This window comes from Pseudomonas sp. AC252 (assembly GCF_979258105.1).
In genome coordinates, this window is sequence record NZ_OZ409837.1 from 3592015 (window position 1) to 3609426 (window position 17412).

The following is a 17412-nucleotide window of genomic DNA, read 5'->3' on the forward strand; positions in this document are numbered from 1 at the left end:
GCGAGTCGCCGGTTGTGGAGAGAAGTTATGCAAGGCAAGTACAGTTCTGAACTGACGCTACCGCTCAACGAGTTGTTGACGGTGGTGCTGATTACTCACAATCGGCCGGCGTTCCTGCGCCGTGCGGTGAAGTATTACAGCAGCTTGCCCTGCCGAATCATGGTGCTCGATTCCACGCCGGAACGTCCGGAAGGCGATTTTTCCGCCGTCGATTATCATCATGTACCGCAATTCGCCTACTGGGGGATGCAGGCCAAACTGGCCTATGGCGTCGAGCAACTGAGCACGCCATACATGGTGCTGGCGGCGGATGACGATTTCATCGTGTTCGATTCGCTCTGCGAGTCTGTCGGCTTTCTTCAGGCCAATCGTGACTATGGCATGTGCCACGGCTATTGCCTGATGTACCTGGCGAAGGCCGATGGCGTGAACTACTACCGCCGCGACAAGAAGGTTCAGGAAGACTATTCGTCCGAGCGGGCGCAGGATCGCGTCATTGACTACATGAGTCAGTACATCCCGCCGTTTTATGCGGTGACCCGTACTGACCTGATGAAAACCTGGCACTCGTCATTGCCGCCGGGGACCAATTTCCAATGGCAGGAAATCGGGCATGTGTATTTCCTGCTGGCGAGCGCCAAGGCACGGATCCTGCCGATTCCCTATGTGGTACGCGAGATCAACTACGGCGTTTCCGAACACAATACCGACGTGTATCACTCGTTGACCTATGTTGATGGCAAGTCGGTCGCCGAACGAGAGGCGTTTGCCGAATTCCTCGTCTCGCTGCCGACCGGTATCCAGAACCTCGATGCCGGGCAGGCCAAGGCATTTGTTCTGGAGAGCTTTGCGGCGATGGCCGAGAGTCTGGCGGTCCGCCGGGCGCTGACTGCCGAGTTGATTTTCGAGTCGACCTGGAATCAGCAATTGCGGCGGCCTGATCGGCGTTTCGGCCCACTGCAGTACGTTGAGATGCCGTTCTACAACCAGGCGTTTTTCGACCTTCTGGAACAGTTTGAATTCATGATGCACACCCTGCCGGCGGGTCGCCTTCAGTTGGAGGGGCTGGAAGGCAGATGGACGCGTCAGGCGCATCTGCTCCAGGCGCGCAATAACGATACGCCGGAGAGCGTGGTCGACCGGTTGTGGCAGGCGCATGATCTGAATGCGTTCAACCAGGTGGTTGCCAAGCGTCTGGCTGCGCAGCTGCAAGTGCTCGGTGACGAGACGGCGGCGCAAGCCATGCATGAATGGGTCGCCCGCCTCGAGGCGCTGACTGTCGACGATCATCTGGTCACGTTCGACAAGATGCAATCGGGACGTTTGTTGCACTGGCTGGCTGCACGTGCGCCTGCCATCGAGCAGCTCGAGTCGATCAGCCAACACGTGGCTGCCGAAGGTGGTGGTCAGCAGTTCGGTATCTTCCTGCTTGATCTGGACAACGACATCGACAAGTTGCAGGTGTCGCTCGACAGCCTGGTCGAGGGGCACTGCAAAGCGTTCAGGATTGTCGTGTTCACCACTGGTGAAGCGCCGGCAGCGACCACTGCGCAGAACACCCTGCACTTTGTCCGTGTCACGCCCGGCAATCTCGTCGACAAGCTCAACCAGAGCGCTCAGCAGTCGCCAAGCGACTGGTTGATGTTGGCTCAGGCCGGTGATGAGTTCACCGCTAGCGGCCTGTTGCGCGCCAGCCTTGAACTGATGGGTGCCGAGAGTGTGCGTGCGGTCGCCACCGATGAAATCCAGCGCAAGGAAAACGGCGCACTGGTCGACGTATTCCGCCCCGGTTTCAACCTGGATCTGCTGCAAAGCGTGCCGTCGCTGATGGCGCGGCATTGGTTGATCCGTCGCCAGGTGCTGCTTGACGCTGGCGGTTATCAGGCCGACTTCAGCAAGGCGCTGGAATTCGATCTGTTGCTGCGCATCATCGAACAGGGCGGACTTGACGGTCTCGCGCATCTCGACGAGCCGCTGCTGATCACCGAGCAGGCGCCTCTGGAAGAAAACGCCCACGAGCGTCAGGCGTTGCTGCGTCACTTGGGCAATCGCGGCTACAAGGCCAAAGTCACTTCGGCGGCGCCGGGCACCTGGCAGATCGATTATCGCCACACTGAGCAGCCACTGGTTTCGATCATTGTGCCGGTCATCGATGATTTGCCAGCGCTGCGCCGCTGCCTTGAAGGTGTGCTGCTCAAAACCCGATACAGCCGCTACGAAGTGCTGTTGGCAGCCAACGGCAAGCAGTCGGCAGCGGTCAACGACTGGCTGGGAACGCTGCGCCACGCCAAGGTCAACGTGTTGCGTGCCGACCAGCCGCTGAGCGAAGTCGCGTTGTACAACGCCGCCAGCGAACAGGCGCAGGGTGAATACCTGGTGCTGCTGGCCGCGGACAGCGAAGTGGTCAATCCGAACTGGATCGATTCGCTGCTCAACCATGCCCAGCGTCCTGAAGTCGGCATCGTCGGCGCCAAACTCGTCGATCGTGATGGCAAAGTCGCCAATGCCGGTCTGATTCTTGGTCTGAACGAAGGCGTGGGTTCGCCTTTCATCGGCGAGCAACACAAGGCCGAGGGCTACATGCAGCGGCTGGTTGTCGAGCAGAATTATTCGGCCGTCTCCAGGGTTTGCCTGATGGTTGGCAAAGAGCTGTTCAATGCCCTTGGCGGCCTCGACGAAGCGACCTTCGCTGACGGCTATGCCGATGTCGATCTGTGCCTGAAGGCCGGTCAGGCCGGTTACCTCACCGTGTGGACGCCACTGGTGCAGGTGCTGCACACCGGCGAGCTGCCACAGGCGCCAGCGGCATTGGCGGCATTGCGTGAAAAATGGCCCGACGCCTTTGCCCAGGATCCGGCGTACAACGCCAACCTGGCCTTGAGCGGCAAAGGTTTCACTCTGGGCGAAAACGCCTCGATCAATTGGGCGCAGTTGCTCGCCTGAGCAGGCCGGACAGGAACCACAACATGTTCAACGGACAATCGATCTTCATCTCTGGCGGCACCGGCTCGTTCGGTCGCAACTTCATTCGCCGCTTGCTGGAGCAATACCAGCCCAAGCGCGTGGTGGTGTTCTCCCGCGACGAGCTCAAGCAATACGAAATGCAGCAGACGTTCAATGCACCGTGCATGCGTTATTTCATCGGTGACGTGCGTGACGCCGAGCGCTTGCGCCAAGCGATGCGCGGCATCGATTATGTCGTCCATGCTGCGGCGTTGAAGCAGGTGCCGGCGGCGGAATACAACCCGACCGAATGCATCCGCACCAACGTCAATGGCGCGGAGAACATCATCGCCGCCGCCATCGACAACGGTGTGAAAAAAGTCGTGGCGCTGTCCACCGACAAGGCGGCCAGCCCGATCAATCTGTACGGCGCGACCAAGCTGCTTTCGGACAAATTGTTCGTCGCCGCCAACAACATTGCCGGCGAGCAGCAGACCCGTTTCGCCGTGGTGCGCTACGGCAACGTCGCTGGCTCGCGCGGCTCGGTGGTGCCGTTCTTCAGCAAGCTGATCGCTGACGGCGCGCAAGAATTGCCGATCACCGACGAGCGCATGACCCGATTCTGGATCACCCTTGATCATGGCGTGCAGTTCGTCCTCGACAGCTTCGCCCGCATGCATGGCGGCGAAGTGTTCGTGCCGAAGATCCCGTCGATCCGCATCGTTGATCTGGCGCGCGGCATGGCCGAGCATCTGCCGCACAAGAACGTCGGCATTCGTCCCGGTGAGAAGCTGCACGAACTGATGGTGCCGCTGGACGATGCGCGGATGACCCTTGAGTTTGACGACCATTACACGATTCAGCCGTCGATTCGTTTTACCAGCGTCGACGTCGATTTCGCCGTCGATAAACTCGGTGAACGTGGCCGTGCCGTGGACGAGGATTTCGAGTATCGCTCGGATACCAACCCGCATTTCCTTTCAGTGGGGCAGATCGCCGATCTGCACGCGAAGCTGTCGGTATGATCCCTTACGGTCGGCAGAGCCTTGATCAGGCGGACATCGACGCGGTGGTCGAAGTTTTGCAGTCGGACTGGCTGACCCAGGGGCCGACCATTGAACGCTTCGAGCAGGCCATGGCTGAGCGCTGCCAAGCGGATTTCGGCGTGGCGGTGTGCAATGCCACGGCGGCGCTGCACATTGCTTGTCTGGCCGCTGACCTGGGCCCGGGCGATCGCTTGTGGACCTCGCCGAACACCTTTCTCGCCTCAGCCAATTGCGGACGCTATTGCGGCGCAGAGGTTGATTTTGTCGATATCGATCCGCTGACCTGGAACCTCGACGCCTTTGCCCTTGAAGCGAAGCTCGAACAGGCCGAACGTGACGGCACGCTGCCCAAAGTCCTCGTCGCCGTCGCGTTCTCCGGGCAGAGCTGCGATATGCGGCGTATCGCCGAACTGGCGGAGCGCTACCACTTCACCGTGATCGAAGACGCTTCGCACGCCGTGGGCGCCAGCTACGCCGGGCGCCCGGTCGGTTGTGGCGAATTTGCGGCAATGACGGTGTTCAGTTTTCACCCGGTGAAGATCATCACCAGCGCCGAGGGCGGCATGATCCTGACCAATCGCCCGGCGCTGGCCGAACGTCTGCGACGCCTGCGCAGCCACGGCATGACCCGCGATCCCGAGCACATGACCGAGCCGAGCCACGGGGCGTGGTATTACCAGCAAGTCGAGCTGGGCTTCAATTACCGGATCACCGATCTTCAAGCGGCGCTGGGACTGTCACAGCTGGGCAAACTGGATGAGTTTGTCGCCCGGCGCCGTGAACTGGCGGCGCGCTATGATCGCTTGCTGGCGTATTTGCCGCTGACGTTGCCAAGCCCGCAGGAAGAGGCGGAGTCGGCCTGGCACTTGTATGTGATTCGCTTGCAGACCGAGCGCATCAGCCTCAGTCATCGTCAGGTCTTCGAAGGTTTGCGCGCCGCCGGTATTGGCGTGAATCTGCACTACATTCCCGTGCATTTGCAGCCTTACTATCGGGATCTGGGGTTTGCCGAGGGTGATTTTCCCGAGGCCGAGCGCTATTACGGCGAGGCGATCAGCTTGCCGCTGTTCCCCTTGCTGACTGATGAGCAGCAGGATCATGTAGTCGAGCAACTGCGCCGACTGACCGAACGATGACCGCTGCGGCGGTAGACGAGACTGTGTATGCGCGATCTGAGCGAGCAGGAAAGATTCTGGCAGGGTGAGTTCGGCAACCATTACGTTGAGCGCAATGTCGGCCAGGCGCTGGTGGCGGGCAATCTAGGGTTTTTCGCCAAAGCGCTGAGCCGCGCGGGTCGCGTCGACAGTCTGCTGGAGCTGGGTACCAACGCCGGCAACAATTTGCAGGCATTGCGTCAGTTATTGCCGCGTTGCGAACTGTTCGGTGTCGAGATCAACGAAAGCGCGTGCGCGCAGGCGCAGGCGCTGGACATCGCGCAAATCTGGCACGGCTCGTTGTTCGATTTTCCTGTCGAGCGCCGCTACGATCTGACATTGAGCAAAGGCGTGCTGATCCATCTGGCTCCCGAGCTGTTGCCGCGCGCCTATGCGCAGATGTACGAGCTGAGCCAGCGCTACATCCTGATCGCCGAGTACTACAATCCGGCGCCGATGGAAATTGCTTACCGCGGTAACAGCGGCAAGCTGTTCAAGCGCGATTTTGCCGGGGAAATGCTTGATCGCTATGCCGATTTGCAACTGCTCGACTATGGCTTCGTCTATCACCGTGATCGGCAATTTCCGGCCGATGACATCACCTGGTTCCTGTTGGAAAAACGCCCTTGAGCAACGTCGCAATCATCCCTGCCCGTGGCGGCAGCAAGCGTATCCCGCGCAAGAATCTCTTGCCGTTCGAGGGCGTGCCGATGATTGTCCGCTCGATCGGCACAGCGCTGGAATCAGGTTTGTTCGAGCAGGTCGTGGTCAGCACCGACGATGCCGAAATTGCCGAACTGGCACTGGCGCACGGTGCTCAAGTTCCGTTTATGCGTCCGGCGGAACTTGCCGATGATTACACTGGCACTGCGGCGGTCATCGTGCATGCTCTGAAGCAACTGCCGAGCTTCGATTTCGCTTGCTGCATTTACGCCACTGCACCGCTGTTGCAGGCACGTTACCTGCGTCAGGGTTTGGAGTTGCTGGAGCAGCATCCGCATCGATCATTTGCGTTCTCGGTCTGCGATTTCGCGTTTCCGGTACAGCGTGCACTGACAGTCGACGGGGACGGCGCATTGACGGCGTTGTATCCCGAGTTTCGCAATACTCGCTCGCAGGACTTGCCCGAGGCGTTTCAGGACGCCGGGCAGTTTTATTGGGGGCGCAGCGAGGCGTGGTTGCGCGGTGATGTGCTGTATTCGCCAGCCAGCCTGCCGGTGATCCTGCCGCGTCATCTGGTCCAGGACATCGACACTCCCGAGGACTGGCAACGCGCCGAATACTTGTACGCCGCGCTCAAGGCCGGCGGAGAGCTGCAATGAGGGTGCTGATTCGTGCCGACGCTTCGCCGACCATTGGCAGCGGCCATATCGCCCGCTGTCTGACATTGGCGCGGGTGTTGCGCGGGCAGGGCAGTCATGTCGCATTTGCCTGTCGGCGTTTGCCGGGGCATCGACTCGAAGCCCTGAATGCCGAGGGCTTCGAGACCTTCGCGCTGCCCGAGCGCTATCGTGATGAAGACCCGCTGCAGGCCATCGAATCGATGTTGCCGTGGCAGTTCGACATTGATGCACTGGACCAGCTGCTGGACGGGCAGGCACCGTTCGACTGGATCATCGTCGACCATTATGGCCTCGATCATCACTGGCAAACCGCTGCCCGGCGCTGGGCGCATCGAATCGCCGCCGTGGATGATCTGGCCACGCGGCGCTACAGCGTCGATCTGCTGCTCAATCAGAACCTGTCCGGTCTTAGCGAAAACTACGCGCCGCTGCTGCCGCCAGGCTGTCGGACCTTGCTCGGCCCGCGCTACGCCATGTTGCGCGATGAATTCAACTGCGAAGCGATCGAGATCAAGCCGAAGGCGCGGCGCGTGCTGGTCAATTTCGGCGGTTTCGACGCGGCGAGGCAGACTCATCACGCGATGTTGGCGTTGGCGGATTTCACTGAGTTGCAGGTGGACTTCGTCGCTGGCGCCGACAACCCGGCGTGGACGCAGATGCAAGCGTTGGCCGAGATGCGACCGAACTGGCGCCTGCACAGTTTCGTCAGCGATTTCCATCAGCGCATGACTGAAGCCGACCTGTTCATCGGCGCTGGCGGCGGCACGAGTTGGGAGCGCGCTGCGCTGGGTTTGCCGACCCTCTGCATCGCCGTGGCGAACAATCAGCAGGCCAACGGCGAAGTCATGGCCGCTGCCGGTGCGCATGTGTTCATGGGGGCTCGCGAGCAGGTCAGCGTCGAGCAGTTGCGTGATGCGGTCGGATTCGTCGTGAACAATCATTTTCTACGCCGCAGCCTCGCCGAGCGCTCGCGGCAACTGGTCGATGGCCGCGGTGCTGAGCGTGTGGCGGCGGCGCTGGCCGGTGCGGTGCTGAAACTGCGCCCGGCGACGCTGGACGATGCGCAGTTGCTGTTCGATGGGCGTAATGCCGAAGCGGTACGGCGCTGGTCGCTGGAAACCGGCGTGATCGATTGGGCGCAGCATCTGAACTGGTTGACGGCCAGTTTGCGCAACCCTCAGCGGCTGCTGTTGATTGCCGAGGCGGACGACGGCCCGGTCGGGGTGCTGCGCTACGACTTGCGCGGGTTCCAAGCCGAAGTGTCGATCTATCTGCTGGAGGGGCGTTTCGGCCTCGGTTGGGGCAGGGCAGTGCTCAGCCGTGGCGAAGCATTTGTCGCTGCGCACTGGCCGCAATTGACGCGCATCACTGCGCGGGTCATGCCCGCCAATCAGTCCTCATTGAAAGTCTTTCGCGACGCCGGGTTCACCCAGGAAACCTGTGCGTTCAGCCGTGTTTTGAAGGATCACCCGCATGTCTAGTTTCAAGATTGGCCACCACACCATCGGTGCCGATGCGCCGCCGTTCATCATTGCCGAAATGAGCGGCAACCATAACCAGTCCCTCGACGTCGCCCTGCAAATCGTTGAGGCGGCAGCCAAGGCCGGGGCGCATGCCTTGAAGCTGCAAACCTACACTGCCGAGACCATGACCCTGGATCTGGCTGAAGGCGAATTCTTCATCAAGGATCCGGGCAGTCTGTGGGCCGGTACGTCGCTCTACGATCTCTACGAAAAAGCTCACACACCGTGGGAGTGGCACGCGCCGATTTTTGCTCGGGCCAAGGCGTTGGGGATGCTCGCGTTCTCGACACCGTTCGATGACAGCGCGGTTGATTTTCTCGAAAGCCTTGAAGTGCCGGCGTACAAGATTGCCAGTTTTGAAAACACTGATCTGCCGTTGATCCGTCGAGTGGCGGCGACCGGTAAACCGCTGATCATCTCCACCGGCATGGCCAGCATCGCCGAACTGGATGAAACCGTGCGTGCCGCACGCGAGGCCGGGTGCAAGGATCTGGTGTTGCTCAAGTGCACCAGCACCTATCCGGCCACGCCCCTCAACAGCAACGTGCGCACGATCCCGCATCTGCGCGAGCTGTTTGGTTGCGAGGTGGGGCTGTCGGATCATTCGATGGGTGTGGGCGTGTCGGTGGCAGCGGTGGCGCTGGGCGCGACCGTGGTGGAAAAGCACTTCACCCTCGACCGTTCGGCCGGCGGTGTTGACGCGAGTTTTTCTCTGGAACCGGCGGAGCTGGCCAGTCTGGTCGTCGAAACCGAGCGTGCCTGGCAGGCGATGGGACATGTTCAGTACGGCCCGACCGAGGCCGAGCGCAAGTCGCTGGTCTATCGCCGCTCGCTGTATGTCACTGCTGACATGGCCGCCGGTGAGGCCTTTACCGGGGATAATCTGCGCGCCATTCGCCCAGGTCTCGGTCTGCCGCCCAAGCACACCGAAGCCGTCCTCGGACGCCGTGCGCGCACCGCGATCAAGCGCGGTACGCCGCTGGACTGGTCGCTGGTCGAATAGGCCAATCTGCCATCGATTCGGCAAAATAGCGTGACCTGCGAGTCATAACGCGCATCTTCACTGTATTGTATTGACCGGGGAGATGGCGCCTGGCCCGTTTTGCGGTTCCAGTGATAGCCCTTTGCGCTTCCCGTGGCTGCCCGTTGTGGCGGCCGTTTTCTGTTTGTCGGCGCCCCTCGAATCCTTGCGAGCGGTGGTTTTGGGCTGTTTTTTATTGGGAAGCCGTAATGATTGGCATAAAAAGCATTGCGAGCTACGTTCCTGTAGCCGGCGTGGACAATTACGCACAAGGTGCAAAATTCGAGAAGGATGAAGAATTCATCCTTGGCAAGATCGGTTCGGCGTTCCTGCCGCGCAAAGACGCTGAGCAGGAAACCTCCGACCTGTGCGTGGAAGCGGCCAATGCGCTGTTTGCCAGCAACCCTGAACTGAAGCGTGAATCGATCGATGCGCTGATTGTCGTCACCCAGAATGGTGACGAAGAAGGTCTGCCGCACACCGCTGCCATCGTTCAGGACAAACTGGGCCTGCCGACCAACGTCGCGGCGTTCGACATTTCCCTGGGCTGCTCCGGTTACGTCTACGGCATCTACGCGATCAAAGGCTTCATGGAAGCCGCCGGCCTGAAGAACGGCCTGCTGATCACTGCTGACCCGTACTCGAAAATCGTTGACCCGGAAGACCGCAACACCACCATGCTGTTTGGCGATGCCGCCACGGCAACGTGGATGGGCGAACACCCGACCTGGGCACTGGGCAAGGCCAAGTTCGGCACCGACGGTTCCGGCGCACCGCACTTGAAAGTGAGCAACGGGGTGTTCTTCATGAACGGTCGTCAGGTGTTCAACTTCGCATTGCTGAAAGTGCCGGCACACTTGCACGAGTTGCTCGACGATTCCAATCTCAAGGCCGATGACATCGACGCATTCTGCATTCACCAGGGCAGTGCGGCGATCGTCGATGCCGTGGCGCGACGCTTTGAAGGCGAACCGGAGAAGTTCATCAAGGACATGGTCGAAACCGGCAACACCGTGTCGTCGAGCATTCCGCTGCTGCTGGAAAAACACGTGCTTGATTCCGACTGGCAGCGCGTTGCACTGAGCGGTTTTGGTGTCGGTCTTTCGTGGGGCTCGGCGATCATCTATCGTCCGTAAGCCCGAGCAAAAAGCACTGATACAAAAATAGCGTTCAAGGTTAACCTTGAACGCTATTTTTTTGCCCGAGAAGGAGCGCGAGGCGCCATGAGCGAGTTTTTCCAAGCCAATGCCGAGGTGTTGCAACGGCGCTGGCCGGCGCTGTTCGAGCGATTGATGGCTGAAGACAGCGCGTCCGTACAGGCCGAACTCGTGCAAGGGCTGGGCTCGACGCTGAGCGTTGACGGCATTCAGTTGACCAGTCGCCATGATCGTCTGCACGAGGCGCAGCTTCAGGCGGCAAGCCTGCCGGAAAAACCGCAACTCCATGTCTATGGCAGCGGCCTGGGCGACTTGCCCGGCGTGCTTCTTGAACGTGCGGGGCTCGAGCGCCTCTACGTGCACATTCTCAATGGCGCGCTGTTCGCACTGGTGCTGCAACTGCTCGATCAGCGCCAGTGGCTGCAGGATCCCCGTGTCGAACTGTTTTACGCGGGTGATCACCCGGACTTCTTCACGCCGTTCTTTGCCTTGCCCGCCGAGATGCTGCTGGCCGATGACTTCAACGCGAAGATCCGCGACCGGCTGATCAATGAAGTGCACCTGACGTTCAACAATCGTGATTTCGATCCGCAGTCGCCAGAAATCCAGCAACGCTTGCAGGAATGTCTGCCGGTGTTGCTTGGCGATGACGATGTCGCGCAGCTGTTCGGCAGTTGCGCTGGACGTGAAATCTACGTAATCGCCACCGGACCGACGCTGGAGCAGCATTTCGAACGTCTGGCGGCGATTCGTCAGCTTGCTGAGCGGCCGTTGTTCATCTGTGTTGATACCGCTTATCGACCGTTGCGCGAACATGGCATCGTGCCTGATCTGGTGGTTAGCATCGATCAGCGCATCGGCTTTCGGCATCTGCCCTTTGAGACGTCTGACGGCATTACGCTGGTGTACCTGCCGATGAGCGACCCGCAGGTATTGAAGGCATGGAAGGGCAAGCGCTATGGCGGCTATTCGGCCAGCCCGATCTATGCCGAGCTGCAAAAACAGTATCCACGCGGCGAGCTGCACGTCGGCGGCAGCGTGATTCATCCGGCGGTGGATCTCGCGGTAAAAATGGGCGCGAGCCGAATCACTCTGTTTGGCGCTGACTTCGCTTTCCCGATGAGCAAGACCCACGCCGGTTGGGACGACGGTGATCTGGGCCCGCCGCTGGCCCAGGCGAGGCACTGGGTGCGCGATGGCCACGGTCAGCGCGTCAGTACTCAGCTGAATTTTCGCGGATATCTGTGTGTGCTTGAGCGTTATATCGCCGCGCATCCAAAGGTCGAATTTCTCAACAGCAGCCGCGCCGGTGCATTGATTGCCGGGACCGCTTTCAATCCGGAGTTCGTGCAATGAGTGCGCTGAGTCAATGTCAGGATCAGTGTCGTCAGTGTGCGGCGTTGTTTCGCCTTGGGCGTGACGTTGAGGCGGCACTGACGATGGTCGATGTATTCGAACAGGCCCAGCAATGTCTGGCGTCTGCCTCAGTGGGTATCCAGCAGGCGTGGGCACAGGTGCTCACGCAAATGCTCGACTGTCAGGAGCGCCAGAACTGGTTGGGCCTGGCTGACTATATGGAATACGAACTGGTCGAATTGCTGGAAAGTGCCAGGCGCTGAACCGCTGCGCAGCACTGGCCCGCGGCTTTGCGTTACAGGCGGTTTTATGACGTCATTTTTTCGCGCTGGATGTGCTGCTAAGTCTTTGTTTTCTCGGGGGTGGCGTGGTGATGGCAAAATTTTTTCAAAAAGCCCTCAAGCAACCTGCAATCCCGACGATAACTATTACGAAGGTTCTCTAGGCCATACCCGGCGGTTGCCAGGGCCGGAAGCCGCAGTACCCAACCAACGAGGAATTCGTCATGGCTTTAACAGTAAACACCAACACCACATCGTTGAACGTTCAGAAAAACCTGAACCGCGCTTCCGACGCTCTGTCCACTTCGATGCAGCGCCTGTCTTCCGGCCTGAAAATCAACAGCGCCAAAGACGACGCCGCTGGCCTGCAGATCTCCAACCGTATGTCTTCGCAGATCCGCGGTAACACCCAGGCCATCCAGAACGCCAACGACGGTATCTCCGTTGCCCAGACCGCTGAAGGCGCTCTGCAAGCTACTACCGACATCCTGCAGCGTATGCGTGAACTGGCTGTTAAAGCCCGTAACGGTACCAACGGCACTGCTGACCAGACCGCTACCAACGCTGAATTCGCTCAGATGTCCGACGAGATCACCCGTATCTCGGCTTCGACCAACCTGAACGGCAAAAACCTGCTGGACGGTTCGGCTGGTACTGTGACCCTGCAAGTGGGCGCAAACACCGGTTCGGCTAACCACATCGACCTGGTACTGAGCTCCAAGTTCGACGCCGTCAGCCTGTCGGTTGGCAGCGGCACTGTTGTACTGACTGGCGCCACCCCTTCTGACGCTGCCGTCGCCATCGACAGCGCGATCACTGCAATCGACGCAGCTATCGCTAACATCGGTGCAACCCGCGCCAGCCTGGGTGCTTCGCAAAACCGTCTGACCAGCACCATCCAGAACTTGCAGAACATCACCGAAAACACCACCGCTGCTCAGGGTCGTGTACAGGACACCGACTTCGCCGCTGAAACTGCTAACCTGACCAAGCAGCAGACTCTGCAGCAAGCTTCGACCTCCGTACTGGCTCAAGCCAACCAACTGCCTTCCGCTGTACTGAAGCTGCTTCAGTAATTCGGATCGAGTTTAAGCGGGGAGTGCGCTTGTCGTGCTCTCTCGCTTTTTTACGTTAAGAGGTGATGGGCATGGACATGAGCGTAAAGCTTAACGTGTCTTATCCGGCTCCCAAGCCAGTGACACCGGTTGCTGACAAACCGTCAGAGCTGCCTAAAGTCCAAAAGACTGAAGCACCGGTCGCTGCCAAGGATCAGGATGCGGACGGCGCCAAGTTGAAACTGGCGGTGCAAGAGATCGAAAAGTTCGTCCAGTCGATCAAGCGCAATCTGGAGTTCTCGATCGACGAGCATTCCGGCAAGGTCATCGTCAAGGTGATCGCGAGCGAGACGGGTGAAGTCGTTCGACAGATTCCTTCCGCCGAAGCCCTCAAACTGGCCGACAGCCTCGCCAATGCAAGTCATGTATTGTTCGACGCCAAAGTCTGATAAATGGCATGAATAGTGTTTGTTCGTTCTCAGGACGCGTGTAACGGTCAAAAGAATGGCAGCAATCTGAAGGGAGATGCACATGGCAAGTCCAATTCTACCGGGTTCCGGACTGGGTTCCGGCCTGGACATCGGCGCGATCGTGACTGCGCTGGTCAACGCCGACAAGTCTGCCAAGCAGACGCAGATCGATACCGCGACCAAAACCAACAGCCTGAAGATTTCCGGTGTCGGTTCGCTGAAAAGTGCACTGGCTGCGTATCAGAAAGCGATGGGCGATCTGAACAAAGCTTCGAGTCCGGCGTTTGCCGGTTTTACCGCAACGTCTGACACCCCATCGGTTGTCGGTGCTACCTCGGATAAAACCGCCGTACCGGGTACTTACAGCGTCGTCGTGAAAAACCTGGCCACCGGCTCGAAAGTTGCCAGTGCCGCCTTTGCCGGCGGGGCCGCCAGTGCCATTCCGAGTGGTACTCTGAAAATCAGTCAGAATGGCATTGATTACAATGTCGCGATTCCGGCCAATGCCACCTTGCAGTCCACGCGCGATGCGATCAACACCGCGCAGTCCAGCAATGGCATTTCCGCGAACATCGTGACTGACAGTACCGGCGCCTCGCGTCTGGTACTGAGCTCCAACAAGACGGGCGCCGGCATGGACCTGCAGGTCAGCGGTATCGCCGGTCTCGAGATCGATGGCACCCAGAAGATGGGTGACAATCCTGCGGCAGGGGCATCCGGTGCGGTCGGTGATGTGGCCAAGGACGCCAGCCTGACCATTGACGGACTGGCCGTTACCAGCAAGACCAATACCGTGACCGGTGCGATCAGCGGCATGACGCTTAACCTGACTGCTGCCAGTCCGTTGGTCAATGGCGTCGCAACGCCAGCGACCGTTTCGGTTGCGACCAATACCGCCGGCATCCAGACATCGCTGCAATCGTTCATCGATTCCTATAACACCCTGAAGAAAACCATCGACACCTTGTCCAAGGCAACGCCGGATGCCGATGGCAATCTGACCGTTTCGGCGGCGTTCACCGGTGACGCTCTCCCGCGTTCGTTGATGGCGGACGTGCGGGCTCAGTTGACAGATCCAGGGGCGGGCGGAGCGGGGCAATTGTCCGTGCTCTCGCAGATGGGTGTCTTGACTGACAGTAAAACCGGTTTGCTGACGCTCGATACCGCAGTATTCAACAAGCGTATGGAAATCCCTGGCATGGCTGGCCAGGTTCAACAACTGTTCAGCGGCACCGATTCCAAGAATGGTCTGTTGGCGCGTATGACTGCGGCGGTTGATCCGTACGTCAAGACTGGTGGGCTGCTCGATCAGCGCAGTTCCAACCTGACTAATCTGACATCGAGCCTGCAAAAGCAGCAGGCGGCGCTGGATCTGCGCGTGGCCAACCTGACGACGACATTGACCGCCAAGTACAATGCCATGGACTTGCTGGTAGGGCAGATGAAGGCAACGGCGAGCAACATCACGTCGTTCTTCAGCTCGCTGAACGCTCAGCAGTCCGCGAAGTAACAGTCAGTAACGACAAAAACCCGGCTACGCTTTATCTGCGTGCGCCGGGTTTTTGTCTTTTGATCTAAAGTTTTCGGACCGGTTGGCGATACACTGGTTATACGAGTCAACGTGGCAATGAGGTAGAACATGAACCCGATGTTAGCCCTTCGGCAGTACCAGAAAGTCGGCGCCCATGCGCAGACGTCCGAAGCGAGCCCGCACCGTTTGGTGCAAATGTTGATGGAAGGTGGCCTGGCCCGGATTGCGCAGGCCAAAGGCGCCATCGAACGCAAGGACATTCCCGGCAAGTGCACGGCGATCAGCAAGGCCATCGGCATCGTCAGTGGCCTGCGTGAAGGCCTCGATCTTGAGAACAACGCCGAGGCGCTGGCCGATCTGGATGGCCTGTACATCTACATGATGAAGCGTCTTGCCGAGGCGAACATCAGCAGCGACCCACGTGTGCTCGACGAAGTCGCCGGCCTGCTGACAACGGTCAAAGAAGGTTGGGACGCCATCGCGCCCGTGCCGGCTCCGCAGTTCTGAAGGAGATCACCATGAGTCTTGTATTGCAGCGAATAGCCGATACCCGTGAAGCGTTGGTCGGAGCATTGGCCGAACGAAACTGGGAAGCCATTGGTGAGTTGGATCTGGCTTGCCGTTCCTGCATGGAAGACGTCATGGCGGAAGCTTCGCTGGACGAAGTGGCACTGCGCGACAACCTTGAGGAGCTGCTATTCGTCTACAAAGAGCTTCTCGAGGTAGCAATGGGCGAGCGGCAGGCGATAGCCAACGAGATGTCGCAGATCACCCAAGCGCAAAAGGCTGCAAAGGTTTACCATCTGTTTGGTTGATTAACCGTCAGTTAAACCAGAGATGTGCGCCATAAATTTGACTGTGCACGGTTTTTTGACTTAACTAGTGGCTATTATCAGGTTTAGGGCGTCTACAGGCACATGGTGTCCTGCAAGCGTCTCGCTTGCCTTATTTTTCGGGCATTGAGTTGACTAGGGAAGTTGCTATTGCATGTGGCGTGAAACCAAAATTCTGCTGATCGATGACGATAGCGTCCGCCGCCGCGACCTGGCGGTGATTCTGAATTTTCTTGGCGAAGAAAATTTACCCTGCGGCAGCCATGACTGGCAGCAGGCAGTCGGCTCTTTGTCGTCTAGTCGTGAGGTCATTTGCGTACTGATCGGGACGGTCAATGCTCCTGGCGCGCTTTTGGGCTTGCTAAAGACACTCGGAACCTGGGATGAGTTCCTTCCGGTTTTGTTAATGGGCGATAATTCTTCCGTTGATCTGCCTGAAGACCAGCGTCGCCGCGTGCTGTCGACCTTGGAAATGCCGCCCAGCTACAGCAAATTGCTCGATTCGCTGCACCGCGCCCAGGTCTATCGCGAAATGTACGACCAGGCCCGTGAACGCGGCCGTCATCGCGAACCCAATCTTTTCCGCAGCCTCGTCGGCACCAGCCGTGCGATTCAGCACGTGCGGCAGATGATGCAGCAGGTCGCCGACACTGACGCCAGCGTGCTGATCCTCGGCGAGTCCGGCACCGGCAAGGAAGTGGTCGCGCGCAACCTTCACTATCACTCCAAACGTCGCGACGCGCCGTTCGTTCCAGTCAACTGCGGGGCGATCCCGGCAGAGCTGCTCGAAAGCGAACTGTTCGGCCACGAGAAGGGCGCCTTCACCGGCGCGATCACCAGCCGTGCCGGGCGCTTTGAACTGGCCAACGGCGGCACGCTGTTCCTCGACGAAATCGGCGATATGCCGCTGCCGATGCAGGTCAAGCTGCTGCGCGTATTGCAAGAGCGTACCTTCGAGCGCGTGGGCAGCAACAAGACCCAAAGCGTCGACGTGCGCATCATTGCCGCAACGCACAAGAATCTCGAAAGCATGATCGAGATCGGCTCGTTCCGCGAAGACCTCTATTATCGCCTGAACGTGTTCCCGATCGAGATGGCACCGCTGCGTGAGCGCGTCGAGGACATCCCGCTGCTGATGAACGAGCTGATCTCGCGCATGGAACACGAGAAGCGCGGTTCGATCCGTTTCAACTCGGCGGCGATCATGTCGCTGTGCCGTCACGGCTGGCCGGGCAACGTCCGCGAGCTGGCCAACCTCGTCGAGCGCATGGCGATCATGCATCCGTACGGCGTGATCGGCGTGGTCGAGTTGCCGAAGAAGTTCCGCTACGTCGACGACGAAGACGAGCAAATGGTCGACAGCCTGCGCAGCGATCTTGAAGAGCGTGTGGCGATCAACGGCCACACGCCTGACTTCAGCGCCAACGCGTTGCTGCCGCCGGAAGGCCTCGATCTCAAGGACTACCTCGGTGGTCTGGAGCAAGGCCTGATTCAGCAAGCCCTGGACGACGCCAATGGCATCGTGGCACGGGCCGCTGAACGTCTGCGTATTCGCCGCACGACCCTGGTCGAGAAGATGCGCAAGTACGGCATGAGCCGGGCTGGAGGAGACGAACAGGCGGATGATTGACGCCTGTTTTTCAAGCGCTTCATTTATAAGCGGTTTTTTTAGGCACGGGTATTGCTATAGCCCTCGCAA

Annotated in this window: 16 protein-coding genes; all 16 read left to right on the forward strand. The window is 59.3% G+C overall.

The window, feature by feature from the left end; all coding sequences use genetic code 11:
- Positions 1-27: 27 nt before the first annotated feature.
- The gene (locus tag ACZZZ4_RS16365; RefSeq protein ID WP_463548236.1) at positions 28-2943 is read left to right on the forward strand and encodes a glycosyltransferase family 2 protein; all 2916 of its coding nucleotides are present in this window, start codon (positions 28-30) and stop codon (positions 2941-2943) included.
- 23 nt (positions 2944-2966) lie between these two features.
- Positions 2967-3968 (forward strand): UDP-N-acetylglucosamine 4,6-dehydratase (inverting), encoded by a 1002-nt coding sequence (gene pseB, locus ACZZZ4_RS16370; protein WP_110645058.1) that lies wholly within the window; start codon positions 2967-2969, stop codon positions 3966-3968.
- Entirely contained in the window at positions 3965-5125 is a 1161-nt protein-coding gene (gene pseC, locus ACZZZ4_RS16375) for a UDP-4-amino-4,6-dideoxy-N-acetyl-beta-L-altrosamine transaminase (RefSeq protein WP_463548237.1), read from the forward strand. Before pseB ends, pseC begins: the two co-directional genes overlap by 4 nt.
- 27 nt (positions 5126-5152) lie before the next feature.
- Complete coding sequence (locus tag ACZZZ4_RS16380) at positions 5153-5773, forward strand: pseudaminic acid biosynthesis-associated methylase (RefSeq protein ID WP_122611588.1); 621 nt, start codon at positions 5153-5155, stop codon at positions 5771-5773.
- Positions 5770-6465, forward strand: a complete 696-nt coding sequence (pseF, locus tag ACZZZ4_RS16385; protein ID WP_039761149.1) for a pseudaminic acid cytidylyltransferase — start codon at positions 5770-5772, stop codon at positions 6463-6465. Before ACZZZ4_RS16380 ends, pseF begins: the two co-directional genes overlap by 4 nt.
- Positions 6462-7967: a UDP-2,4-diacetamido-2,4,6-trideoxy-beta-L-altropyranose hydrolase gene (gene pseG / locus ACZZZ4_RS16390; RefSeq protein WP_463548238.1), complete on the forward strand. Its 1506-nt coding sequence runs from the start codon at positions 6462-6464 to the stop codon at positions 7965-7967. Before pseF ends, pseG begins: the two co-directional genes overlap by 4 nt.
- Positions 7960-9012, forward strand: coding sequence for a pseudaminic acid synthase (gene pseI / locus ACZZZ4_RS16395; protein WP_463548239.1), 1053 nt, complete (start codon positions 7960-7962; stop codon positions 9010-9012). The genes pseG and pseI overlap by 8 nt, the downstream gene beginning before the upstream one ends.
- Positions 9013-9239: 227 nt before the next feature.
- Positions 9240-10166 carry a ketoacyl-ACP synthase III gene (locus ACZZZ4_RS16400; protein ID WP_039761155.1) on the forward strand — a complete coding sequence of 309 codons (927 nt, stop codon included), beginning with the start codon at positions 9240-9242 and terminating at the stop codon, positions 10164-10166.
- 87 nt (positions 10167-10253) lie between these two features.
- Positions 10254-11543 (forward strand): motility associated factor glycosyltransferase family protein, encoded by a 1290-nt coding sequence (locus ACZZZ4_RS16405; protein ID WP_463548240.1) that lies wholly within the window; start codon positions 10254-10256, stop codon positions 11541-11543.
- Positions 11540-11806 carry a hypothetical protein gene (locus ACZZZ4_RS16410; protein WP_024012098.1) on the forward strand — a complete coding sequence of 89 codons (267 nt, stop codon included), beginning with the start codon at positions 11540-11542 and terminating at the stop codon, positions 11804-11806. The genes ACZZZ4_RS16405 and ACZZZ4_RS16410 overlap by 4 nt, the downstream gene beginning before the upstream one ends.
- Positions 11807-12048: 242 nt before the next feature.
- On the forward strand, positions 12049-12900 hold the full coding sequence (locus ACZZZ4_RS16415) for a flagellin domain-containing protein (RefSeq protein WP_039761157.1): 852 nt from the start codon (positions 12049-12051) through the stop codon (positions 12898-12900).
- 71 nt (positions 12901-12971) lie between these two features.
- Positions 12972-13328: a flagellar protein FlaG gene (locus tag ACZZZ4_RS16420; RefSeq protein ID WP_039761159.1), complete on the forward strand. Its 357-nt coding sequence runs from the start codon at positions 12972-12974 to the stop codon at positions 13326-13328.
- 82 nt (positions 13329-13410) lie between these two features.
- Positions 13411-14859, forward strand: coding sequence for a flagellar filament capping protein FliD (gene fliD, locus ACZZZ4_RS16425; RefSeq protein WP_125917839.1), 1449 nt, complete (start codon positions 13411-13413; stop codon positions 14857-14859).
- 129 nt (positions 14860-14988) lie between these two features.
- Positions 14989-15387, forward strand: coding sequence for a flagellar export chaperone FliS (fliS, locus tag ACZZZ4_RS16430; protein ID WP_041479013.1), 399 nt, complete (start codon positions 14989-14991; stop codon positions 15385-15387).
- A gap of 11 nt (positions 15388-15398) precedes the next feature.
- Positions 15399-15695 carry a hypothetical protein gene (locus ACZZZ4_RS16435; protein WP_016771085.1) on the forward strand — a complete coding sequence of 99 codons (297 nt, stop codon included), beginning with the start codon at positions 15399-15401 and terminating at the stop codon, positions 15693-15695.
- Positions 15696-15867: 172 nt separating this feature from the next.
- Positions 15868-17343 carry a sigma-54 dependent transcriptional regulator gene (locus ACZZZ4_RS16440; RefSeq protein WP_039761163.1) on the forward strand — a complete coding sequence of 492 codons (1476 nt, stop codon included), beginning with the start codon at positions 15868-15870 and terminating at the stop codon, positions 17341-17343.
- Positions 17344-17412 lie beyond the last annotated feature (69 nt).

What these genes read in the sequence shown, in the direction of transcription:
- fliD (WP_125917839.1), top strand. Translation starts at nt 13,411, where the DNA reads ATGGCAAGTCCAATTCTACCGGGTTCCGGACTGGGTTCCGGCCTGGAC.
- ACZZZ4_RS16400 (WP_039761155.1), top strand. Translation starts at nt 9,240, where the DNA reads ATGATTGGCATAAAAAGCATTGCGAGCTACGTTCCTGTAGCCGGCGTG.
- ACZZZ4_RS16410 (WP_024012098.1), top strand. Translation starts at nt 11,540, where the DNA reads ATGAGTGCGCTGAGTCAATGTCAGGATCAGTGTCGTCAGTGTGCGGCG.
- pseB (WP_110645058.1), top strand. Translation starts at nt 2,967, where the DNA reads ATGTTCAACGGACAATCGATCTTCATCTCTGGCGGCACCGGCTCGTTC.
- ACZZZ4_RS16420 (WP_039761159.1), top strand. Translation starts at nt 12,972, where the DNA reads ATGGACATGAGCGTAAAGCTTAACGTGTCTTATCCGGCTCCCAAGCCA.
- pseC (WP_463548237.1), top strand. Translation starts at nt 3,965, where the DNA reads ATGATCCCTTACGGTCGGCAGAGCCTTGATCAGGCGGACATCGACGCG.
- ACZZZ4_RS16435 (WP_016771085.1), top strand. Translation starts at nt 15,399, where the DNA reads ATGAGTCTTGTATTGCAGCGAATAGCCGATACCCGTGAAGCGTTGGTC.
- ACZZZ4_RS16380 (WP_122611588.1), top strand. Translation starts at nt 5,153, where the DNA reads ATGCGCGATCTGAGCGAGCAGGAAAGATTCTGGCAGGGTGAGTTCGGC.
- pseG (WP_463548238.1), top strand. Translation starts at nt 6,462, where the DNA reads ATGAGGGTGCTGATTCGTGCCGACGCTTCGCCGACCATTGGCAGCGGC.
- fliS (WP_041479013.1), top strand. Translation starts at nt 14,989, where the DNA reads ATGAACCCGATGTTAGCCCTTCGGCAGTACCAGAAAGTCGGCGCCCAT.
- ACZZZ4_RS16440 (WP_039761163.1), top strand. Translation starts at nt 15,868, where the DNA reads ATGTGGCGTGAAACCAAAATTCTGCTGATCGATGACGATAGCGTCCGC.
- pseI (WP_463548239.1), top strand. Translation starts at nt 7,960, where the DNA reads ATGTCTAGTTTCAAGATTGGCCACCACACCATCGGTGCCGATGCGCCG.
- ACZZZ4_RS16365 (WP_463548236.1), top strand. Translation starts at nt 28, where the DNA reads ATGCAAGGCAAGTACAGTTCTGAACTGACGCTACCGCTCAACGAGTTG.
- ACZZZ4_RS16415 (WP_039761157.1), top strand. Translation starts at nt 12,049, where the DNA reads ATGGCTTTAACAGTAAACACCAACACCACATCGTTGAACGTTCAGAAA.
- ACZZZ4_RS16405 (WP_463548240.1), top strand. Translation starts at nt 10,254, where the DNA reads ATGAGCGAGTTTTTCCAAGCCAATGCCGAGGTGTTGCAACGGCGCTGG.